General features: G+C 69.9%; 25 protein-coding genes. 13 read left to right on the top strand and 12 right to left on the bottom strand.

Going from position 1 to position 21452, the window contains the following annotated elements; all coding sequences use genetic code 11:
* Positions 1-8 precede the first annotated feature (8 nt).
* Positions 9-1010 (top strand): DUF4917 family protein, encoded by a 1002-nt coding sequence (locus HDG68_RS09890; RefSeq protein WP_172151642.1) that lies wholly within the window; start codon positions 9-11, stop codon positions 1008-1010.
* On the opposite strand, the gene HDG68_RS09885 is transcribed toward HDG68_RS09890, so the two are convergent.
* A complete protein-coding gene (locus HDG68_RS09885; protein ID WP_172151640.1) occupies positions 1007-2134 on the bottom strand; it encodes a hypothetical protein in 1128 nt (375 codons plus the stop codon). The two genes, HDG68_RS09890 and HDG68_RS09885, sit on opposite strands and share 4 nt — an antisense overlap.
* A gap of 82 nt (positions 2135-2216) precedes the next feature.
* Between HDG68_RS09885 and HDG68_RS09880 the strand changes: the two genes are divergently transcribed.
* The 3 genes from HDG68_RS09880 to HDG68_RS09870 all read left to right on the top strand — a co-directional run bounded on the left by HDG68_RS09880 (position 2217) and on the right by HDG68_RS09870 (position 4610).
* Entirely contained in the window at positions 2217-2621 is a 405-nt protein-coding gene (locus HDG68_RS09880) for a hypothetical protein (protein ID WP_172151638.1), read from the top strand.
* 156 nt (positions 2622-2777) lie between these two features.
* Complete coding sequence (locus HDG68_RS09875) at positions 2778-4226, top strand: hypothetical protein (RefSeq protein WP_172151636.1); 1449 nt, start codon at positions 2778-2780, stop codon at positions 4224-4226.
* Between the two features lie 9 nt (positions 4227-4235).
* The gene (locus tag HDG68_RS09870; protein ID WP_172151635.1) at positions 4236-4610 is read left to right on the top strand and encodes a hypothetical protein; all 375 of its coding nucleotides are present in this window, start codon (positions 4236-4238) and stop codon (positions 4608-4610) included.
* Position 4611: 1 nt separating this feature from the next.
* Here the strand turns inward: HDG68_RS09870 and HDG68_RS09865 are convergent, their stop codons facing one another.
* Positions 4612-4821: a hypothetical protein gene (locus HDG68_RS09865; protein WP_172151634.1), complete on the bottom strand. Its 210-nt coding sequence runs from the start codon at positions 4819-4821 to the stop codon at positions 4612-4614.
* Between the two features lie 253 nt (positions 4822-5074).
* Here HDG68_RS09865 and HDG68_RS17380 point away from each other — a divergent pair, with 253 nt between their 5' ends.
* A complete protein-coding gene (locus tag HDG68_RS17380) occupies positions 5075-5203 on the top strand; it encodes a hypothetical protein (protein ID WP_281359049.1) in 129 nt (42 codons plus the stop codon).
* A gap of 312 nt (positions 5204-5515) precedes the next feature.
* On the opposite strand, the gene HDG68_RS09860 is transcribed toward HDG68_RS17380, so the two are convergent.
* The 5 genes from HDG68_RS09860 to HDG68_RS09840 all read right to left on the bottom strand — a co-directional run bounded on the left by HDG68_RS09860 (position 5516) and on the right by HDG68_RS09840 (position 9031).
* Positions 5516-5701: a hypothetical protein gene (locus HDG68_RS09860; RefSeq protein ID WP_172151633.1), complete on the bottom strand. Its 186-nt coding sequence runs from the start codon at positions 5699-5701 to the stop codon at positions 5516-5518.
* A gap of 130 nt (positions 5702-5831) precedes the next feature.
* Complete coding sequence (locus HDG68_RS09855) at positions 5832-6614, bottom strand: hypothetical protein (protein ID WP_172151632.1); 783 nt, start codon at positions 6612-6614, stop codon at positions 5832-5834.
* Between the two features lie 712 nt (positions 6615-7326).
* Positions 7327-7995: a hypothetical protein gene (locus HDG68_RS09850; protein ID WP_172151631.1), complete on the bottom strand. Its 669-nt coding sequence runs from the start codon at positions 7993-7995 to the stop codon at positions 7327-7329.
* A 19-nt stretch (positions 7996-8014) separates the two neighbouring features.
* Positions 8015-8158: a hypothetical protein gene (locus tag HDG68_RS09845; RefSeq protein ID WP_216648254.1), complete on the bottom strand. Its 144-nt coding sequence runs from the start codon at positions 8156-8158 to the stop codon at positions 8015-8017.
* Positions 8159-8416: 258 nt separating this feature from the next.
* Complete coding sequence (locus HDG68_RS09840) at positions 8417-9031, bottom strand: GyrI-like domain-containing protein (RefSeq protein WP_172151630.1); 615 nt, start codon at positions 9029-9031, stop codon at positions 8417-8419.
* Between the two features lie 36 nt (positions 9032-9067).
* Between HDG68_RS09840 and HDG68_RS09835 the strand changes: the two genes are divergently transcribed.
* A complete protein-coding gene (locus HDG68_RS09835; protein WP_172151629.1) occupies positions 9068-10270 on the top strand; it encodes a pyridoxal phosphate-dependent aminotransferase in 1203 nt (400 codons plus the stop codon).
* A gap of 1 nt (position 10271) precedes the next feature.
* Here HDG68_RS09835 and HDG68_RS09830 read toward each other — a convergent pair whose 3' ends face one another.
* On the bottom strand, positions 10272-10889 hold the full coding sequence (locus HDG68_RS09830; protein WP_172151628.1) for a LysE family transporter: 618 nt from the start codon (positions 10887-10889) through the stop codon (positions 10272-10274).
* Positions 10890-10959: 70 nt separating this feature from the next.
* Between HDG68_RS09830 and HDG68_RS09825 the strand changes: the two genes are divergently transcribed.
* On the top strand, positions 10960-11871 hold the full coding sequence (locus HDG68_RS09825) for a LysR family transcriptional regulator ArgP (RefSeq protein WP_172151627.1): 912 nt from the start codon (positions 10960-10962) through the stop codon (positions 11869-11871).
* 31 nt (positions 11872-11902) lie between these two features.
* Here the strand turns inward: HDG68_RS09825 and HDG68_RS09820 are convergent, their stop codons facing one another.
* The gene (locus tag HDG68_RS09820) at positions 11903-13171 is read right to left on the bottom strand and encodes an LCP family glycopolymer transferase (protein WP_172151625.1); all 1269 of its coding nucleotides are present in this window, start codon (positions 13169-13171) and stop codon (positions 11903-11905) included.
* Between the two features lie 110 nt (positions 13172-13281).
* A complete protein-coding gene (locus tag HDG68_RS09815) occupies positions 13282-14511 on the bottom strand; it encodes a multidrug effflux MFS transporter (RefSeq protein ID WP_172151623.1) in 1230 nt (409 codons plus the stop codon).
* A 128-nt stretch (positions 14512-14639) separates the two neighbouring features.
* On the opposite strand from HDG68_RS09815, the gene HDG68_RS09810 reads away from it, so the two are divergent.
* A complete protein-coding gene (locus HDG68_RS09810) occupies positions 14640-15422 on the top strand; it encodes an SOS response-associated peptidase (RefSeq protein WP_172151621.1) in 783 nt (260 codons plus the stop codon).
* A gap of 16 nt (positions 15423-15438) precedes the next feature.
* On the opposite strand, the gene HDG68_RS17560 is transcribed toward HDG68_RS09810, so the two are convergent.
* The gene (locus HDG68_RS17560; RefSeq protein WP_172151619.1) at positions 15439-16503 is read right to left on the bottom strand and encodes an adenylate/guanylate cyclase domain-containing protein; all 1065 of its coding nucleotides are present in this window, start codon (positions 16501-16503) and stop codon (positions 15439-15441) included.
* 42 nt (positions 16504-16545) lie between these two features.
* Positions 16546-17406, bottom strand: a complete 861-nt coding sequence (locus HDG68_RS09800) for a biotin--[acetyl-CoA-carboxylase] ligase (RefSeq protein ID WP_172151617.1) — start codon at positions 17404-17406, stop codon at positions 16546-16548.
* Between the two features lie 134 nt (positions 17407-17540).
* On the opposite strand from HDG68_RS09800, the gene HDG68_RS09795 reads away from it, so the two are divergent.
* The 5 genes from HDG68_RS09795 to HDG68_RS09775 all read left to right on the top strand — a co-directional run bounded on the left by HDG68_RS09795 (position 17541) and on the right by HDG68_RS09775 (position 21364).
* Complete coding sequence (locus HDG68_RS09795) at positions 17541-19118, top strand: acyl-CoA carboxylase subunit beta (RefSeq protein ID WP_343037522.1); 1578 nt, start codon at positions 17541-17543, stop codon at positions 19116-19118.
* Between the two features lie 38 nt (positions 19119-19156).
* Entirely contained in the window at positions 19157-19693 is a 537-nt protein-coding gene (locus HDG68_RS09790; RefSeq protein WP_172151613.1) for a hypothetical protein, read from the top strand.
* A 31-nt stretch (positions 19694-19724) separates the two neighbouring features.
* Positions 19725-19964 carry an acyl-CoA carboxylase epsilon subunit gene (locus HDG68_RS09785; RefSeq protein WP_172151611.1) on the top strand — a complete coding sequence of 80 codons (240 nt, stop codon included), beginning with the start codon at positions 19725-19727 and terminating at the stop codon, positions 19962-19964.
* On the top strand, positions 19961-20518 hold the full coding sequence (locus HDG68_RS09780; RefSeq protein WP_172151609.1) for a hypothetical protein: 558 nt from the start codon (positions 19961-19963) through the stop codon (positions 20516-20518). The genes HDG68_RS09785 and HDG68_RS09780 overlap by 4 nt, the downstream gene beginning before the upstream one ends.
* A 114-nt stretch (positions 20519-20632) precedes the next feature.
* Positions 20633-21364 (top strand): tyrosine-protein phosphatase, encoded by a 732-nt coding sequence (locus HDG68_RS09775; RefSeq protein ID WP_172151607.1) that lies wholly within the window; start codon positions 20633-20635, stop codon positions 21362-21364.
* The last annotated feature ends 88 nt before the right edge of the window (positions 21365-21452 follow it).

Raw genomic sequence — 21452 nt, 5'->3', positions numbered from 1 at the left:
TTCGGTGGGTGGCAGATCCCCTCGACTCCGATCTCGAAGACTGGGCCGACCTCGAGTCCCGCGAGTGGCCCTCACTCCTCATCGGCAACGGCCTCAGCATCAACCTGTGGGCGGGGTTCCGCTACGACAGCCTCTTCACGAGCGCGACCCTGACGCCGGAGGCGGAAGCGATCTTCGCGGAACTCGGGACGACGAACTTTGAGCAGTGCTTGGAATGCCTGCACCACGCGAACATTTCGCTGCGAGCCCTCCACGAGTCCACGAGCAAGGTCGAGCAGACCTACGCGGAAGTCCGAGACGCGCTGTTCGAGACCGTGAACGACGTCCACGTGCCGTGGGGAGTCTTTCCGCAGGCGACACACGACCTGCTGGCGAAGACCATGAACGCCCACCGGTACGTGTACACGACCAGTTACGACCTGTCGCTCTACTGGAGCCATCTGCAATCGAGCGAGCAGGTGAACATCATCGACTTCTTCTGGGCTGCCGGGCGTCGCTTCGACCCCCTCGACGTCGAGGTCCATCGGTCTGGCGCGACTTGCGTCTACTACCTCCACGGAGGCCTGCATCTGTGGACAGACGACTCCACTGGCGAGGACGGCAAGTGGACCTCCGCCGATGGTCGACTCTTGGACGTCCTCAAGTCGAACTACGGCCCTATGGGCACCCGTCGTCCGCTCTTCGTCAGCGAAGGCACCTCGGCCGCGAAGCTGCGCACTATCCGGCAGTCGCCCTACCTCTCGTTCTGCTTAGAGGGTCTGCGCGAGGACGAGTCGCCCACGGTACTGTTCGGTCACTCGCTCGCCGGGCAAGACGCACACATTGCTGCGGCTCTGAATGAAGGAAGGAGCCGGCGGATCGCTGTCTCCATGTACCCCAGCGGAGACGACCACGCGATCATCGCCGAGAAGGCTCGCATTCGCCGCCAACTGCCGAGCCACACGGTCAGGTTCTTCGACTCGACGACGCACCCGATTGGTGATCCCGCGCTGCTGATCTCCGCGCCCTAGTCCCGAGGCACCGGAGAGTTGGCCGACGTGACCGGGATGCCATAGCCACCGAAGTCGGGGATACCCGGCCGTCTCACCGGCGGATGATGCTCCGCTGCACGGGCGATTGCCACGGTCCAGTGCTCCGGGTCGATCCCGTCCGGCACGGGCGGCGTCGGCAGCCGGTAGAGCTTCCGATTGGTAAGCTGTTCGGCGGACACGACGGGCGGCGGACGCTGGGGAAACTCGCTTGACTTAAAAGCGAGGCCGTGTCCGCGAGCAGCCACCCCCAGACTCGTAACCGCAAGGTCCGCCCCAACAAGTTCGTGCAGCGCGCCGCAGCCTTTCAGCCACGCGTCGGCCTGCGCACGCTTGCCCGCGATGGCGTCGCTGATCCCATGGCCGAAGCGCTCGAACATGTACCGAGCGTCCAGCGCTTGTGCGGCCTCTCCGTAGTCCGCCCTGATCATCGACTCCTTCAGCTCGTGGAGCATCTCGTCCGCAGGAACGCCGGGTAGCCACTCCTGATCGAAGCGACGGGTGGACGACTCGGGGTGGTGCTCGTAGTCCACTTCCAGGGTCGCGATGAGGTTGTCGAGATCGTCGAACCGTCCGCCGTGATGCGCAGCGGTCCAACTCAGCCTGACGGCCGGAGCGTCGATGGAATCATTCGTGGGGACAGTGATCGCGGAGTGCCATAGCGCCTCGACGTCGTTGGCGAGCTCCAGAGCCCTAGTCACCGTCTCGTACGAAACGTCCGTGACGATGTCATCCGCAACGGCGGCTCCGGCTGCCTCTGCCGAGGCCGTGCGCTCATCGACCCGGCCCTGCAACGCCTCAAGTCTCTGACGAATGTCCTCCGTCTCTTGGCGGAACTCTTCCGTCCTCTCCTCGACTACCCGCCGGGCCGCTCCCTCCGCGTGGCTCACGAAACTCCGGCCGAGCCAGACCAGGAGTGCTGCGAGAAGCAGCGTCGTCCCGACGTTGATGAGAGCCGTCGAGCCAAGCGACTGCGGGGTGCCGAATTCCGGATTGACCCACTTGGTCAGGGCGAAGGGGACGCCGATCACCAGAGCCCCCAGGGCGGTCACAAGTGCGACGAGGCCCCAACGTGCCTTTGGCTGATTGTCGTCCTGATTACTCACGAACGGAACCCTATGCGGCCGAGTCCGACTCGCACCGTAAGGCGACGCCACCCCGAATGCCCCAGTCGCTAGCCTTCGCCCTGTGGATGAGGGCATCGTTGCGCTTGTCAACCAGTTGGCTGCAGCGAGCCCTTGTGAGGCAACGGGGCGGGCAGACGTCCGCGACTTCCCGACTCACAAGGAGACGCACATGCCACGCGGCTACAACGCCCACACGGACGTCATGAGCACGACCGCCGACGGACGCGACCTGTCCGACCTGTTCGCCAAGCTGCAGCAGGTCCCCCCAACGCAGCGGGCGTCCGTACTCGGGGCACGCCGGGCCGGTCTCCATCACTTCTCGATCGCTCATGTCCTTCATCCGATCTCTCACGCCTCGCCGTCCGAGGCTATTGCACCCAACATCAACACACTCCAAGGATCCGACCTGGCAGAGTTAGCCACCTCCGCAACTCCGGGCACCCAGCGCACGAAGACCTTGCTGTGACGCCTGGTGCCTGTGAGGCACAGTGACGCACTAGCGCATCGGAGTACGGCGATGCCGGATTCACACCGGCGTGTCACCCAAGAATCAGGGGTCCGTCGTGGTGCTCTGGAACTCGGATGCGAGACGCGCTCGCACCCATGACCCACGGGGGCAACGGTGCGGTTCACCGACGAGTTTGGGATTACTCCAACAGATGACGATGACTGGTTTGATCTTGAGTGTACGGAAGACACGCCGTTGTACGTCGACCCGTTCCTCGTCTTCGACGACTCGGACCCCTACTGGTCGGACACACGCTTTCAGCTGACCCAGTTCTTCGGGCTCGCGCTCGACCTAGTGGCCAACTCCGGCGGGGACAACAAGTCGCCTGCTTGGAAGAAGGCCGAGCGGATGCTCACCTTCCCCGAGCCCAAGGAGTTCGCCCTCGGGCTGTCGATGGGTCATCCGGAGGGCTCCGGCACCGGCAAGGACTTCGCGCGGCGCATGGCCGAAGCGCTCAACATCCTGAACACCCACTCGATCGACACCGTGAAGTACGTCGAGGCGTTCGCCCTGTTCTGTGACGGCATGGGTGTCGACAGGATCAGCGACGCGTTCTGCAACATCGTCAAGGGCCTGTTCATCGACTACACCGGCCAGGTGGTCCAGCGTCACGGGATCACGACCGCGGACGTGATGGTCAAGCACGCCTCCTGGACCAAGCAGGGCCGCTGGAACGACCGCCGGCTCCCGCTGCCCAAGAGCCCCGCGACCAAGGGTGGAGTGTTGCTCGTCCCGGAGCGGTTCCTGAAGGACATTCCGCGGGTCACGGCGGACGGCTTCTGGGGCTGGGCCGAGACGAACGAGTCCTCCGTGCTCCGAGACGACCTCAACTACGACCTCGAAGAGTCCCTCACCAAGCGGAAGAAAGCTGAGCGAGGGCGTGCCGTCGCTCGCGCCCGTCCGGAGATCGCGATGCGCTACATCGAGGTCATCGAGAGCGGAGCCCTCCTCCCCTACGACGTCGAGACCGACCCCAAACTGCTGGTGGGCTGGGCCGAGGCCGGACGAGAGGCCGCCGCCGCAGCCGCCGCAGACCTGGCGCAGCCGAAGACCGCGGACGAGTTCATGGAGTGGGTTAAGGGCCTCGCGAACGAGTTCAAGGCGGCTGTCGAGGACACCGACCTATGGAAGGCGCTCTGGAACGAGAACCTGACGAAACACCGCGACGAGAAGATCGTCCAAGCGATCGCCGGCTCGATGTGGGTCCAGCAGTGCAAGGCCGCAAATGTGGACATCAGCAAGGAGCCCAACATGGGACGCGGGCCGGTGGACTTCAAGTTCTCGGCGGGCTGGACCAAGCGCGCCCTGGTCGAGGTCAAGTTCATCGGAAGCACGAAATTCTTCCAGGGTGCGGAGAAACAACTTCCGCAGTACCTCAAGACCGAGAAAATCACCGGCGGCTACTACCTCTGCGTAGGGTTCACCGACAACGACTTTTCGAAATTGCGGCTCGACCGAGTGCGTGACACCTGCAAAGCCCTCAGCGATCAGAAGGGCGTGAAGATGGAGCCGATCTTCGTTGACGCCCGCAACGACAACAAGCCGTCCGCTTCCAAGATCTAGGAGACCGACATGGCGCGCTTCGAAGTCCTCTACAACACCGGCAGGAGCGGCCTCGACAAGGTGATCGAGGCCGACACCTACAAGGTGGATGCGAAGTTCTTCACGTTCCTCAAAGACAAGGAGGTCGTCCGTTCCCTCAGGGAGAGCGTCGTGGTCCAAGTCCGCAGGATGGCGGATGACGAAGCAGTTGACGACGAGGAGGACGACCTACTCGGGACCTCTGCGGACGCGCTGACGGAACTCCTCGCCTCTAGCGATGACGTCCTGCCGGCCGACACCGAGTTGCAGCGGCTCCTGGCCGAGATCCCTGAAGTGGATCTATCAGGCCTGCCGGAGTTCGACGCGGATGCGATCTTGAAGTCACTCGACGAGTACCGTCCTTGATCTAGTCCGCGTTCTCCGGCCAGCGACCCGTCTCTTCGACCATGGCGCGGTACATCGCGTACTTCTCGTCCGACTTCCCGTACGACCAGTGAGCGCCCTCGTGACCAGGCACCGTGACGTGGATGTGCTTCGTGTTGGCGTCGTACCAGACGCCGTGATCCACGTAGATCGTCCGCTCGCCGCGCTCGGCCACCCGGTACTTCATCGCCATGAAACTACTCTAGCCCTGCGACCGCACCAGGGGGCTAGCGTTCTCGGAAAAACCAACGACGCTAACCCTTGCCAACCTAACAAGGGGTGTTGATCCATACCTGTCCCCCGAGGGACGGCCAGACACGACGAACGCCAGAACCGTTGGAATCTAGCGATTCTGGCGTTGGTCGATGCTGGCGAGATCCGGTCTGTTGCGGACTTGTGCGGACTGAGGCACCCTCTGGCGAGTGCCTCAGTATCAGATCCAGCCCGTGTCCTACGACATCCCCGGAGCGGCAGCAGCAACCGGCCTGTCCGAGTCGCTGATCCGCCACCACATCCGCAACGGCGACATCGCAGTCCGATACGCCGGCGCCAAAGAACACGAAGCCCGTGGTTGAGCGGGACGAGCTCGCAGCCTACGTCGCCGCGCTGCCGACTGAGCGGCCGCAGAAATGAGCGACCTGATGGAAGCGGACGAGTTCGCGGCCCGCATCGACGAAACGCGCGTCTTAGCGCGGGTGCCGTGGCGAGCATCTGGTCGCTCTTCATCGAGAAGCAGCCAACGCCCTGGAGCAGATGCAGCGCGGACTCCGACGGACGGAGCCTCCCGGGCGGTTCGGGTGCGTCCCGGCCCGCCCGGAGGGCTGAGCGGCTGGGCGAACACTCGGCTTGGGCGGCGGGACGGGTCCAGGAGGTCTCCGGGCCGCCCCTTAAGCGGTCTGGTTCCCGACCTCAAGCTTCAGCGATATCAGATCAGCCGGACCGTGGCCCGTCGTCAACCGTTCGCCGTCCACCTGAACGGCCCCCTCGCTGAACAGCGAATCGACCTCTGACGGACTGAGGATGATCTCAATCTTTGCGCCTTCCGCGGCCTTGCGGATGCTCGTATATGCCATGTGGACAGACTAGCGACGGCCTCCGACAGGCCCAGGAACCGTGAGCCCGAAAGCGTGCTGCCCTGCCCCAATAACTGAGGGTGGGGCGCTTCCGGGCTTGAAGTTTTAGCCCGATGAGAGAACCGTACTGTCAGTCCAGGGGAAAGGCGTCGTCCTCATCCAGTGACTGAATGATCTGCTGCAGTACTGTTCTGATAATCGGCCACGAGTCGAGCGTGGCGATGGTATCTACATGCGTTCCGTTAACGCCCTGCCTTGAGAGACTCTCAATCATAACGATCCCGACGGGCTCGGGATGGGCGCCCGGCGCTTCTATGCGATAGCCTATCATGCTAAGTGAGTGCATCTTGATCGAGCGCGTCTCCTTCGGGTCCATGCCGAATTCGTCAACGCACTGCCTGTTCCAGCGGTCACGGTCGGCACTCATACGGGTATAACATGCCGACCCCTTGTTCCAAACTTCACCGATGACGCCTTGGTCCTTTGGATATCGCTTCCTACCCTTTTCGCGCAGACCGGGCGAATCCGAGGCCCGAGCTACAAGGTTGAAGTACTCGTCAGAATAGATGTATACCGAAGCGCGAGAATCGAAGGTCTTGATGTTGAGGCCCGCTAGCAGCTCGTGCAGCATGTAGTCCATTATTCCGACCATCGACTTCGATCGCTGCTGAGCCCGCTGCCTAGATTCTTCTTCCTGGCGGAGAATCTTGCCAATTCGCGGCGCGGCCAACAGCGCCCAAACTGCTGCAATCACGGAGACAATGGCACCGACGAAGAAGACCTCAGGATAATCCTCGACACCGAAAGCGAGCAGCACTGCACCAATGGCCAGGAGGAAGGTAGGAAAGTTCGCCCACAGCGTCTGGAGCGCGCCGACTAGACGCTCAGCGAAACTCTGACCGTCGCCAGCCACACTACCCAGACTACCCCCCCTGCGCGGCACTACAGCGATCAACTCGGGACCAGGGAAGTGAGCCCTCGACTCACGGTTGCTTCTCCAGCCTGCAAAGCCGAAGACACTCGGTCAGCCAACTCATCGAGCTCGTCGTCAAGGCGTGCGTATGTCCCGCTCGCCACGATCTCAATTCGAATTTCATCCGAGTGCACCACCTCGACTTGCACTGCTGATACGCTCGGATTTCGATCCGCGAAGTCCTCGAGAACGCGCTTTACCGCCTCGACGGCTGCGTCTAGGCCAAGAGGGCTCTTGACGGCGAAGTCGGAAGTACCTTTGATCCTCATTGTTGTGGAGCCTCCTAGTGTCGAGAGTGCCACACGGCGGCCAAGGATCGGGCCAGCGACGCGCTCATGCGCCGCATAGTACCGCTAGCACACCAGCCCTGCCCCTTACTGCCGCGTCACGGCCGACGCCCACACCCAGGCGAACCCCTCACGGCCTGCAGGGTCGATGTAGCGAACATAGACGGCTCGAGAGGTCCAGGCGAGGGCTTCGCCCTTGGCCTCGAACGCCCGCCCTCGCCCGTCTGTGACCCATGCGGTCACGGGGACAGGCTCGGACGGGCGAGTCGGCGTCTCGCGCCGCGCCTCGGGTGGGACGTCGGTAGCGAAGTCCCGCATAGGGACTCGCTCGATCCCGCGGTCGCCGACCGAACGCTTGTTCGAACTCATGTTCGAATGCTACTGGTTGACGGTCGGGTCGGTGGGCGTGTGGCGAATGAGGTTGAGGCCGTGGGGTCGATGATCAGCTCCCCGTCGCCGTCCTCGGATCCGATGACGCGTCCCAGGATGCGCTCAGAAGGCACGTCGCGGATCTCCCACACGCTCGTGGCCATGCCGTCACGCTGGATACGTCCGTAGGCGTAGAAGTCGGCGACCTGGCGTGAGGTGGTCCAGGCGAGGCCGTTGCGCCACAGCATCGGCGCTCCCCGGCGCAGGCTTACGGGCGCCTCGGGCCTTGGTGCTGCGTGAGCGAACCGACCTTCGTCGACGCTGGCGTTGTCGACCTCGGCGTGACCGCCCTGCCGGAACAGCTTGAGCCACCGTTTCGGCGTGAGCGCCCGTCCGGGCGTCTCGCCCCAGCGCCACACCGCCAGCGTCAGCTCTCGCACGACGGCGTCGTGCAAACCGTGGGCTGCGAGCTCCCATAGCAGTTGTCGTGCCACGGTGGAGTAGGCGAACTCTCGTGACGGGACGCTCGGGTTGTTCTCCCACTCGTTCTCGACGAGGGCCAGGACGTCCAGGGCGGTCCAGGTGGAGGGCTCGCGGTTGAACGGGATGTGCTGGCTCCACTTGGTGCCGCAGTCGGAGCACTTGGTTGATCGTCGGTTCGCCATCAGGCGCTCGCCGTCTTGGTCAGTCGCTTGCGGCCTCGGCGACGAGCCGTTCGAGTCCGCGACGGTCGGTCACGGGGTCGAGGCCGCGACGCCGGACGAGCTCGCGCACCTCCTGGGCGAGAAGGCTCGCGGCATCGCTGCGCGCGAGTACTTCGATGGCCACCGGGTCTGCCTCTCCGTCGCGGTACCGGACCTTCCATCACGCGCCGCAGACAGTAGCGAAGATCCAGGTCACGGGGTTGGGCGCCTGTGGAAAACCGGCGGCCGGCTCCCGGAACCGCCGACCTGTGCGCCGTCGGGCCGGCGACGTCCTCGCACGTCAGCGTCGTGGTGAGCGCTCACACGGCCCCGGTGCGACACCCGTCTCGGAAGATCCGGACATGTCCCACATGCTGGACCCGACCGGGACGCACCACCCGTCTCAGCGCTCGCGGCCGCCCGCCACCGGCTGCCGGATGATCGTCCGCAGCCGTTCCGGCGCAACCCGCCGCGGGTCGGACAGGTAGATCTCGTGGTGCCGGCCTGTCAGCTCCAGCCCGGACGCCGCCACGAACGCGTGCAGCGCGTCCACCGTCGGAGCCTCGGCGGAGTACGGTCCGACGTGCAGCACCTGGGCAGCCTCCCCGTCACCGAACGACTCCAGCCGCACCGCTGCCGGCAGGTCGCGGGCCGCCGTCGTGCGCTCGACGACAGCCGCCGCGTCGACCTGGCCGACGTCGTCGGGCAGGCTGATCATCATCGTCCAGCGCCAGGCCGAGCGCGGCAGCTCGCGGAACCGCTCGATGTCGTCCGCCCACCACAGCCCCTCGAGCGGCATGACGGTGTAGGCCGTGCCGGTGGCGTCGCGGATCGCGGCCCGCAACGCGTAGGCCAGCGGGTACAGCGACGCGATCGCGTCGCGGTAGGCGGGCGCCGCGTTCGGGTCACCGGCGCCGTCGACCATCAGGTGTGGACGGGGTGGCACGGTGACGAGTGCCGGCTCGCGCGGCGCGGAGTACAGCGCACGGTAGGTCTTCTTGAGATCGACGGCGGTCACGGGTCCAGCATGGCCCGGCCTCGGTAGGGTCGCCCCATGACGTCCGCACCCCGGTGGCGCCAGGTCGCCGCCGCCACCGGCCTGCTGTCCGACGACGGAGCGATCGCGCAGACGATCTTCGCCGAGATGACGGTGCTCGCGAACCGCACGGGGGCGGTCAACCTGGGTCAGGGCTTCCCGGACGTGGACGGGCCGGCCTGGATCAAGGAGGCCGCCAAGGAGGCGATCGACGCCGGCCGCAACCAGTACGCACCCGGCGACGGCGTGCCGGAGCTGCGCCACGCCGTCGCCGACCACCAGCGACGCCGCTACGGCCTCGACGTCGATCCGGACACCGAGGTGCTGGCCACCACCGGCGCCACCGAGGCCCTGACGGCGGCGATCCTCGCGCTGACCGGCCCCGGCGACGAGGTCGTCACGCTCGAGCCGTTCTACGACTCCCACGCCGCCGCGATCGCCATGGCCGGCGCCACCCACGTCCCCGTGCCGCTCACCCCCCACCTGCGCCTCGACGCCGGCGCACTGCGCGCCGCCGCCACCGAGCGCACCGCGATGATCCTGGTCAACACCCCGCACAACCCGACCGGCACCGTGCTGACGCGGGCCGAGCTGGAGCAGGTCGCCGCCGTCGCCCGCGAGCGCGACGCCGTCGTGCTCACCGACGAGGTGTACGAGCACCTGGTGTACGACGACGCGGTGCACGTCCCGGTGGCGACGCTGCCGGGCATGGCCGAGCGGACGGTGACGGTGTCGAGCTCGGGCAAGACGTTCAGCCTGACGGGGTGGAAGGTGGGCTGGCTGCACGGCCCGGCCGAGCTGGTGACGGCGGTGCGCACGGTCAAGCAGTTCATGACGTACACGTCGGGCGCGCCGTTCCAGCCGGCGATCGCGCGGGCGCTCGGCGACGACGAGGCGCCGCGGGCGCTGGCGGCGTCGTTGGCGCAGCGGCGGGACCTGCTGTGCGAGGGGTTGGAGCGGGCCGGGTTCGACGTGACGGTGCCGCAGGGCACGTACTTCGTGGTGGCCGACGGCGCGCCGCTGGGGTTCGACGACGGGCACAGGCTGTGCCTGCGCCTGCCGGAACAGGTCGGGGTGGTCGGCGTGCCGATCTCGGCGTTCTGCCGTGCCGGGTCGACGGCGGCCGATGCGTTGCGCTCGCGGGTCCGGTTCACGTTCGTCAAGCGCCCGGAGGTGCTGCGCGACGGCGTGGAGCGGCTCGCCCGCCTGCGCCCGGCCTGACTCAGCCGCCGGCGACGAGCGAGACCGCCACGGCGAGCATGATCAGCGCGATGACGCCGTCGACCACGCGCCAGGCTCCGGGCTTCCGCAGGACGGGGGCGAGGAGGCGGGCGCCGAAGCCGAGCCCGACGAACCAGAGCACGCTCGAGACGATCGCCCCGGCGGTGAAGAGCCACCGGTCGGCCCCGTAGGACGCGGCGATCGTGCCCTGCAGCACGACGGTGTCGAGGTAGACGTGCGGGTTGAGCCAGGTGAGCGCGAGCGCGGTGAGCAGCACGGGGCGCACGCGCCGGCCGGCGTCGGGCAGCTCGGCGGCGCCGGCGGCCTCCAGCTCCTCTCCCCCGCGCCAGGCGCGGCGTGCGGCGAGCGCCCCGTAGCCGAGGACGACGGCGGCACCCGCCCAGCGCGCGACGTCGACGACGAGGGGGTGCCGTTCGACGAGGGCGCCGAGCCCGGCGCCGCCGGCGGTGTAGAGCAGGGCGTCGGAGGTGGCGCACACGACGACGACGAGCCCGACGTGCTCGCGGCGCACGCCCTGGCGCAGCACGAACGCGTTCTGGGCCCCGATGGCGACGATGAGGGACAGTCCGAGCCCGAGGCCGGCGAGGAAGGTGAGCACGCCCCGACGCTAGGCTGGCCCAGTCATGAAGTCCATCTACTGTTTCTTCATCTGATGAAGGAGAACTGCATTGCGGTGGGAGTCCGGACAGCTCGAGGCCCTGGCGGCCGTGGTCGCCGAGGGGTCGTTCGACGCCGCGGCGCGTGCGCTGCACGTCACGCCGTCGGCCGTCAGCCAGCGGGTCCGCGCCCTGGAGAACGCTGCCGGCGCGGTGTTGGTGCGGCGCACCCGTCCGGTCGAGCCGACCGGTCCGGGACGCACGCTGCTGCGGCTGGCCCGCCAGGTGGACCTGCTCGGGGCGGAGGCCGCGGCGGAGATCGGCCCGCGTGACGCCGGCGACCGGCCGGTCACGGTCCCGCTGGGGGTCAACGCCGACTCGTTGGCGACCTGGTTGCTGCCGGCGCTGTCCGCGGTCGAGGGCGTCACCTTCGACCTGCACCTGGCCGACCAGGACCGCACGGTCGACCTCCTGCCGGCCGGGACCGTCATGGCCGCGGTGACCTCACGCCGCAGCCCCGTGCACGGCTGCACCTCGACGCCGCTCGGCATCACCCGGTACCGACCGGCGGCCTCCCCCGCCTTCGTCGAGCGCTGGTTCGCCGACGGCGTCACCCCGGCTGCGCTCGCCCGCGCCCCGATGGTGGTGTTCGCCCGGACGGACGACCTGCAGGACGCCTGGTTGCGCGACGTCGCGGCCGCCGCCGGGTGCGCCGTGCCCGACCCGCCGCGCCACCACGTGCCGTCCACGGCGGAGTTCCTGGCCGCCGTGAGCGCCGGTCTCGGCTGGGGCATGTGGGGGCCGCTGCCCGCCCCCGGCACCCGGTTCGAGGTGCTGGAACGGGCCGGTCAGGTCGAGGCGCTGTCCGAGCAGACCGTGGACGTCCCGCTCCACCTGCAGCAGTGGCGCCTGCGCTCCGCGGTGCTGGACCGGGTCACCGACGTCCTGCGGGACGAGGCGCGGCGGGCGCTGCCGCAGCGCTGACCCGCGAGCGGCTGACCACCGGCGGCCCGGCTCAGGCGCACACGCCCGGCAGCACCGAGGCGCTGGGCGACGGCTCGGGCGAGGGGTCGCCGTCCGTGCCGCCCGACCCGCCGTCGTCCGCGGAACCGCCGCCGTCGTCCGACGTCCCGCCGGAACCGGAGGTATCCGTCGAGGGCGACGCGCTGGGCTCGGGCTCGTCCACGAGGGACTCGTCGGCGGCCAGCTTCTCCCAGATCTCGTCGGCGGCGGAGGTCCAGACCACCCGGTTGGCGTCGTAGGGGGCCTCGACCACCGGGACGGACTCGAACACGATGTCGGCGGGGTCCACGTTGCGCAGGCTCCAGGCCAGACCCGCGAGCGCCGTGGGGCTGGCCAGCTCCGGGCTCGTCGACATGGCGCCGAGCGCGGAGCGGACCATCCGGTACAGCTTCGGCGTGTCCGTGACGATGTTCTTCGCGAGCACCTCACGCAGCATCGAGTCGACGAACGCCTGCTGACGCTCGATCCGCTTCAGGTCGCTGCCGAACTCGAGCCCCATCCCCTCGCCCTTGCGCACCCGCAGGAACTGGATGGAGGTCTCGCCGTCGAGCACCTGCTCGCCGGCCGGGAGGTCGAGGTCGCTGTAGCGGGTGTCGCCGACCACCGGCTCCGGCAGGCACATCGTCACCCCGCCGAGCGCGTCGACGATGTCGACGACCCCGTTCATCTTGACCACGACGTGGTCGTCGATCGTGACGCCCGTCAGCGCCTCGACGGTGAGGATGGTGCACGCGGCCGCGGCCGTGACGTCCTGCTCCGGCCCGCCGCCCAGGGCGAACGCGGTGTTGAACATCGCGTTGGACTGCGGGGACGTCGAGCTGCCGTCGGGACGCGGGCAGGAGGGGATGTCCACCAGGGAGTCGCGCGGGATCGAGACCCCCTCGATCCGGGTGCGGTCACCGCTGACGTGGACGAGCAACGTCGTGTCGGAGTGGAACTCGTCGCCACCGCCGGCGATCCCCGCGTTGCCCTCGCCACGGAAGTCCGTGCCCATGACCAGGATGTCCAACGACTCGCCGGCGAACGGGTCGGTGGGGTCCTCCGGCTCGTCGTCGGACGCCTCGACCTGCACCTCGGGCGGATCGGTCCGACCCAGCAGCGCGTCGACGTCGGACACCTCGATCTGGGACTGCAGGTCCACGTAGGCTCCGACGGCGCCGACCCCGACGAACGCCAGGACGCCCGTCAGGGCGAGCGCGACCCATCGCACGACAGGGTGCCCGGCATGGTGTCCCGCGTGCCGGGGGTTGGCGTTCTCCACACCGCCACCATAAGACGGAGAGGACTGCGGCGCGGATCGGGCGAGTCAGGACATCCCGCTCTTCACCTCACCTTCACGACGTCCTGGACCGGTGAGACGCACCACCGCGCTCAGGCGAGCTGGACCCAACCGCCGCGCCGGAAGGCCGGCGTGGCCAGCGACAGGACCAGGAACGCGCAGGTCCAGGCAGCGAGCATGACGGCGGTCATGGCCACGGCGCCGCCGCCGAGGGCCCCGGCCAACGGCGAGACGAGGCCCGCGACGCCCGACTGCACCGCGCCGATGACCGCCGCGGCGGTTCCGGCGCGCTCCCCGTGCCGGGACAGGGCGATCGCGGAGGCGTTCGCCGGGACGAGCCCGGTGAAGGCCAGGACGCACCACAGGGCGACGAGCAGCCCCACCAGTCCCCCGGCCCCGGTGACGGCGACGACGAGCAGGACGACGGCGAAGAACCCCTGCAGCACGAGCGCGGTACGCAGGATGCGGATCGGCGCCACGCGGCGCACCAGCGCGGCGTTGAGCTGCGCCGAGGCCACGAGGCCGACGCCGTTGAGGGCGAACAGCAGGGAGAACTGCCCGTGGCTGAGCCCGTAGACCTCCTGGAACACGAAGGGCGAGGTCACGACGTAGCTCATCAGGACGGCCATGCCGAGCCCCGGGAGCAGCGCCAGCGCCATGAAGTGCCGGTCGCGCAGGAGGTGCGCGTAGCCGCCGGCGACGGACCGAGCTCCTCCCGTGGCCCGGCGCTGCACGGGGTGGGTCTCGGGGAGGAACCGCCAGACGATCACGCCCATGGTCACACCGATGAGGGCGAGGAAGCCGAACACCCAGCGCCACGAGGCGACCTCGGCGACGGCCGACCCGAAGGTCGGGGCGAGCAGCGGGGCGATGCCGATGATGAGCATGAGTCGCGACAGGATGCGCGCGGCCTCGGACCCGACGAACCGGTCGCGGACGATCGCCATGGCCGCGACGCCGCACGCCGCGTTGAAGAACCCCTGCAGGAGCCGCAGCCCGACGAGGACGGTCATGTTGGGCGCCAGGGCGCAGAGCAGGGAGATGACGACGTGCATCCCGAGCCCGATCATCAGCGGCCGGCGGCGCCCGAAGCGGTCGGACAGCGGACCGATGACGAGCTGACCGGCGGCCCCGCCGACGAGCATGATCGAGACGGACAGCGCCGCGAAGGACGAGGTGGACCCCAGGTCGGCCGCCACCTCGGGCAGCGACGGCAGGTACATGTCGACGGTGAACGCCGGGATCGCCGCGAGCGCGCCGAGCATGACGACCCAGCGGAACGACGAGCGGGCGCGCTGGGGTGCGGCGGTCTTCTCGGGCATGGCCCACATCGTATCGAATCGATACGAGGCGGGCCACGGGTTTCCTGCGCCCCTGCCGTGAGACGGCTCACGCGGCCCCGTTGCCGGCCCGGGCACCCGGTGTCGCACCCGCGAGGCAGGATGGACCCATGTGCGGCAGGTACGCCTCCTTCACCGACGCCCAGTCCCTGGCCGACGACCTCGCGCTCGCCGAGGTCGCCGAGGACGCCCGGCTGCTCGGACCCCGCTGGAACGTCGCGCCCACGGACGACGTGCGGATCGTCGTCGAACGTCCGCGCCGGGAACCCGCGCCCGACGGCGGCACCACCGCGGGCGAGATCACGCGCTCGATGCAGGTGGCCCGGTGGGGCCTGGTCCCGTCGTGGGCCAAGGACCCGGGGATCGGTCCGCGGATGATCAACGCCCGCCGCGAGACCCTGCTCGAGAAGTCGGCGTTCGCGCGCCCGCTCGCCGTGCGGCGGTGCCTCGTCCCGGCCGACGGGTACTACGAGTGGCGCAGGCTCGCGGCGGCTCCCGCAGTCCGCAAGGTGCCCAAGCAGGCGTACTGGATCCACCCCGACCCCGGCCAGGTCACCGCCTTCGCGGGCCTCTACGAGTTCTGGCGCGACCCGGCCCGGCCGGACGGCGACCCGGCCCGCTGGCTCGTCTCGACCACGATCGTCACCACGGCGGCCTCCGGCGGCCTGGAACGGATCCACGACCGGATGCCCGTCAGCCTGCCGCGCGAGTCCTGGGACGCCTGGCTCGACCCGGCCGTCGGGGCGGAGCAGGCCCACGCCCTGCTCGACGCGCCGGTCGCACCCCTGCACACCCGGCCCGTCGGACCACGGGTCGGCAACGTCCGGTTCGACGACCCGGCGCTGCTCGAGCCGGACGACGACCCCCGCGACCCCGAGCTCGTGCTCCTGTGAGGTCCGGCAGCGACCCTCAACCGGTGTAGGCGCGCTGCAGGCGCACCGGAGTGATCTCCCCCAGCCCCTGCACCGCCTGCGGCGCCTGCGCCGTGAGCGCGTACCGCTTCGACGAGCTCAGCAGCGCGGCCGTCGGCGGGTCCACGAGCACCTGCGCCGGTTCGGCCAGCTCGGTGATCCGCGAGGCCAGGTTCACGTCGGAGCCGAACACGTCCCCGAACCGGGACAGGACCCGGCCCCAGACGAACCCGACCCGCACCGGGATCTCCTCCTCGGTCGCGTGCGGCGCCGCCAGCCCGAGGGCGCACTCCGCGCCCGTGACGACGTCGTCGGCGACGAACAGCACGGCGTCACCGATGGTCTTGACCACCCGGCCGCCGGCCTCGGTGATGACGTCCCGCGCCCGCGACTCGAAGAGCTGGACGTACTCGGCGAGCTCCTGCGAACCGAGCCCGGCGGTGCGCTTGGTGAACGACACGATGTCGGCGAACCCGATCGCACGCCGCAGCGGCAGCTGGTCGCCCGAGGTGCCCGCACCGTCCGCCCCGGCGAACTCCGTGGCGAACCGGCCCATCAGCGCCGCGAGCTGGCGGCGCCACGCGTGCTCGAGCTGCCGGGCCAGGACGTCGGCGAAACCCGGGATGCGGTCCAGGGCCGCCAGGCGCGCGCTGACGTCGTCGAGCTCGAAGCGGCGTCCGAGGTGCTCGACGAACGCCTCCACCTGCCACAGCGCGAGCCGGTCCGAGGTGTGCCCCAAGGAACGGATCAGCGTCATCTGCGCCTGCTCGTCGAGCTGGCCGTCGTCGATCAGCGCGCCGATCTCCCGCAGCGACTCCATGTCGGCGCGGGTGAACCGCGCCTCCGCGGTGCGCGTGACGGGCAGCCCCAGCCAGCGCCAGTAGTTCTCGACGAACTCGGCCGACAGGCCCGTCGCGGCGACGAGGTCGTCGAACGTGTAGGTGCGCGGGCCACCGAGGATCGCCTCGTCGATCCGGCCGGCCGTACTGGCACCGGCCGACGTCTCGACGGCGGCGCCGTCGCGGTCGGTCCTGCTGGCGTCGTGGGGTTCCGGGCTCGTCACGGCCCCACTGTAACGGCGGTCACCTGGGCGGGACCTGAGTGCTCATCGGGCGGGAACGCCGGGGTCCCGGCGTCGCACGTGGTGCACGTCGCCCGCCGAGACGTGCCGCTCCCCGTCCGGCGTGCCGACCACCAGCGCGCCGTCGTCGGCGACCCGCAACGCCTCGCCGACCACCACCCCGGAGCCGCCCGCGAGCTCGACCCGCACCGTCGAGCCGAGCGTCGCCGAGACCTCGGCGTACTCCCCCGCCAGGCCGGCCTCCACCGCGTCCCCGTCGGCCGCCTCCCACTGCGCGAGCGTCGAGAGCAGCTCACCGGTCAGCGCGACGAGCAGCTCGCTGCGGTCCATCCCCGCACCCCCGACCAGGCGCAACGAGGTCGCCGTCGGCACCGGCAGCTCACCGGGCTCCTGGTCCACGTTCAGGCCGACGCCGAGCACCACCGCCGGCACCTCGCCGCCGTCGGGCACCACCTCGGCGAGCACGCCGGCGACCTTCCGGTACCGCCCGTAGCCGTCGACGTCGGACCCGCCGGGCAGCAGGACGTCGTTCGGCCACTTCAGCCGCGCCGGGACGCCGCCCGGGCCGAGCGTGCGCACCACGGCGAGCCCCGCCAGGAGAGGAAGCCAGCCCAGCGCCGCCGACGGGACGTGCGGGCGCAGCAGGAACGACACGGTCAGCGCCGACCGCGCCGGCGCCTCCCACGACCGCCCGGCGCGACCCCGGCCGGCCGTCTGACGCTCGGCGACCAGCACCGCCGGGTCCGCCCGCCCGGAACGCGCACGCTCCACCAGGTCGGCCTGCGTCGAGGCGGTCTCGGCGACCACGTCGAGCGCGGCGAGCGGTCCGGCGGGCGCGAGCAGGACGGGACGCAACGACGCGGCGTCCAGGGCGGGACGGATCATGCCCCCATCCTTCACCCCGACCGGCCGCCCCGGCCACGACACGGCCTGGTTTGTGCACAACCCACAAGTTCACAGCCGTGGAGCGGGCCTGTCGCGCATCGATTCGTCGCAACCCACCATCTAGGGTCGGCGGAGTGAAGACCACCGCCGAGAAGCTCGCCGAGCTCGACCGCCGCCGTGCCGCCGCGATCACCGCGCCGGAGGAGACCGCACGCACCAAGCAGCACACGCGAGGCAAGAAGACCGCCCGCGAGCGCATCGAGGCCCTGCTGGACGAGGGCACGTTCGTCGAGCTGGACGCGCTGGCGACGCACCGCAGCCGCAACTTCGGCATGGACGCCAAGCAGCTGCCGGGCGACGGCGTCGTCGTCGGCCACGGCACCGTGGACGGCCGCCAGGTGTGCGTGTTCTCCCAGGACTTCACCGTGTTCGGCGGGTCGCTGGGCGAGGTGCACGGCGAGAAGATCGCCAAGGTGCAGGACCTGGCGCTGCGCACCGGCGTGCCGATCGTCGGTATCTCCGACGGCGGCGGGGCGCGCATCCAGGAGGGCGTGGCCGCGCTGACGCAGTTCGCCGAGATGTTCCGGCGCAACGTGGCCGCCTCGGGCGTCATCCCGCAGATCTCCCTGATCCTCGGGCCGAGCGCGGGCGGCGCCGTCTACTCCCCCGCCCTGACGGACTTCGTCGTCATGGCGGACAAGACGTCCAACATGTTCATCACCGGCCCGGACGTCATCAAGACCGTCACCGGCGAGGACGTGGACTTCGAGACGCTCGGCGGCGGCTACACGCACAACGCCACCTCCGGCGTCGCGCACTACCTCGGCGAGGACGAGGACGACGCCATCGACTACGTGCGGCACCTGATCGGCTACCTGCCGCAGAACAACCTGTCCGACGCGCCGACGTACCCGCCCGAGGAGGAGGGTGCGCTGGAGGTCACGCCCGACGACGAGACGCTCGACACGATCGTGCCCGACGGCGACAACCAGCCCTACGACATGCGCGCCGTGGTCGAGACGGTGCTGGACCCCGACTCGTTCCTCGAGGTGCAGCCGTTGTACGCGCAGAACGTGCTGGTCGGGTTCGGGCACGTCGAGGGCCAGAGCGTCGGCGTCATCGCGAACCAGCCGCAGTCGATGGCCGGCACCCTGGACATCGCCGCCTCGGAGAAGGCGGCCCGGTTCGTGCGCACCTGCGACGCGTTCAACATCCCCGTGCTGACGTTCGTCGACGTGCCGGGCTTCCTGCCCGGCGTCGGGCAGGAGCACGACGGCATCATCCGCCGCGGCGCCAAGCTCATCTACGCCTACGCCGAGGCCACCGTCCCGCTGGTCACCGTCATCACCCGCAAGGCGTACGGCGGCGCGTACATCGTCATGGGCTCCAAGCAGCTCGGCGCGGACGTCAACCTCGCGTGGCCGACGGCGCAGGTCGCGGTCATGGGTGCCTCCGGCGCCGTGAACATCCTGCACCGCCGGGCGCTGAAGGCCGCCGGCGAGGACGGCCAGGACGTCGAGGCCGAGCGCGGCCGCCTCACCGACGAGTACACCGAGGCGATCGTGAACCCGTGGGGCGCGGCCGAGCGCGGGTACGTCGACGCCGTCATCCGCCCGTCGGAGACCCGCGTCGAGATCGTCCGCGCACTGCGGGCGCTGCGGACCAAGCGGGCGAGCCTGCCGCCGAAGAAGCACGGGAACATCCCGCTGTGACCGGTCCCCGGCGTCCGAAGGTCTGAGAAGATCGACCGATGAGCCACGAGGACGCGACCCACGGCCCGGCTCCGCTGGGCGACGTCGACCCCGATCCGATGCACCGCGCGGTCGACTCCCTGGCCGCCGCGCTGCACGAGTACGTCGACGCGGCCGTCGGGGTGCGCGCGGAGTTCGGCGCGACCGAGGCCGACGAGGACCCCCGCATCCTCGCGCTCGAGCACCGGGTGGGCACGCTCAACGGCACCCTCTTCGACGCGCTGCACGACGCGCTCGGCATGCACCCCGACCTGACGACGTCGGTCTGGGAGCCGGGCGCGGGGCACGACGAGGCGGCGCACCAGGACCTGCCCGAGGGCACGATCCGCGCCGAGGCCTTCTACCTCGGCTTCGTCGTGGCGGACCCGCCGGCGGGTGCGTCGATGACGCTCGACGGCGTCATCGAGATGCTGGACGAGGCGGGCGAGCAGGCGGCGTCCCGGCTCGCCGAGGGCGGGTACCAGGTCCTCGAGTGGGCGGCCTCGCGAGGCATGGCGCCGGGGTTCGGCGACGACAGCGACGAGGACGACGAGTGAGCACGACCGACCGACCCGAGGAGATCCACCCATGACCCCGCAGGTACGCGTGGTGCGCGGAGCACCGGACGACGTCGAGGTCGCCGCCCTGGTGGCGGGGCTGGCGGCCGTGTCGGCCCGGGAGGACCTGCCCGACGACGTCGCACCGGTCGACGAGTGGACCAACCGCGCCCGGAACCTGCGCGGCAACGGGGCGGCCACGGCCCGCAGCTTCGGCGGCCGCGCCGGCCGCCACAACATCGACTCCTGGCGCTGGAGCCTGCGCTCGTGAGCGTGCGCTGGCAGCAGGTCCCCACGGCGTCGGACGTCGAGGCCCCCCTGGGCGAGCTGCCCGCGCCACGCCGGCCCGGCTGGCTGCGCCGCTGGCTGTGGGCCCCGGCCGTGGTCGCGACGATCGGCATCTACGTGACGCAGCGGCTGGTCGAGGACCCCTCCGGCGAGCTGGAGATGTGGCTGATGCTCGCCCTGCTCGCCGGGCTCATGGTGACGGCCGTGGCGGCGCTGGTGCGCTACCGGGACGACCAGCGGTTCGCCCACGAGTCGCGCAGCGTCGAGGCGCTGCGTCGGGACGCGCGTGCGACCACCGGATCGGTGACGGTGTCCGAGCGACCGGTGGGCGACAGCGTGATGCTGCGCGGGCTGCTCACGTACCCGCGCGGGGACGAGACCGCCGAGGACACCTGGTCGCTGCTGGTGCCCGACGGCGCCGACCCAGGTCCGCGGCCCCACGACCCTGTGGCCGTCTGGTGGGCCCCCGGGTCGGACGACGTCGTGGCGCGCTACCACCGCGGCTGGGCGGACGAGCTGCGCCGTCGGACCGGCTGACACCCGCTCCCCACCGATCGAGCGTCTCTGCCTGCATGTGATCGGCTACCGATCGCGTGCAGGCAGAGACGCTCGACGCCGTTCGGGTACCCCATCGGTCGCTAGGTTGTGGCGATGCGTGACCTCGACTGGGACGGCTGCCCGAACCTTCGTGACCTGGGAGGGCTTCCCACCCCGCTGTCCGCGACGGGGCTCACCCGGACGGGGCGCCTGGCCCGGGGACCGCGTCGCGAGCAGCTCACGGGCCCCGGCTGGTCGGCGGCGCGCTCCTGGGGCCTGACGACCGTCGTCGACCTGCGGTGCGCGGCCGAGGTCGGTCCCCGTCCGGGTGATCCCGACGTCGACCCCGCCGCGACCGACGGCATCGACGTCGTCCACGCGCCCACGGAGGACCACGACGACGCCGAGTTCCGTCGGGTCTGCTTCCCGATCCTCGACTCCCCGGAATACTGGCCGCACAACTGGCGCATCCTCCCGCGGCTCGTGCGCACCGCTCTCGAGGCGGTCGCCGACGCAGCGCCGGGCGTCCTCGTCCACTGCAGCGCGGGCCGCGACCGCACCGGAATGATCAGTGCGCTGCTCCTGGGCAACGCGGGTGTCGCTCCGGACGACGTCGCCGCCGACTACGCGGCATCCGTCCGAGCGATGGCCGGCCGACCGTCCCACGCACCGACCGTGGACCGGCAGCAGGAATGGTCGGTCGATCAGATGGAGTCCTGGTGGCGGCGCACCGAACCCCTGGTGCGGGATGCGGCGACCCGCACGGAGGAGGGCTTCGACGTGATCGGGCTCTCCACGGCCTCCCGCCGGCGGCTGCGCGACCTCCTGACCGCCGACACCGCGTGATCGAGCGTGTCTGCCTGCACGTGATCGGCTGCTGATCGCGTGCAGGCAGAGACGCTCGACGGCGACGGAGCCGAGGGCAGCCGCCGCC

The sequence above is a fragment of the Isoptericola chiayiensis genome, assembly GCF_013149805.1.
Classification (GTDB): Bacteria; Actinomycetota; Actinomycetes; order Actinomycetales; family Cellulomonadaceae; genus Isoptericola; species Isoptericola chiayiensis.
Note: the sequence above shows the minus strand (reverse complement) of the source record. Positions and strands in the feature narration are given on the sequence as shown.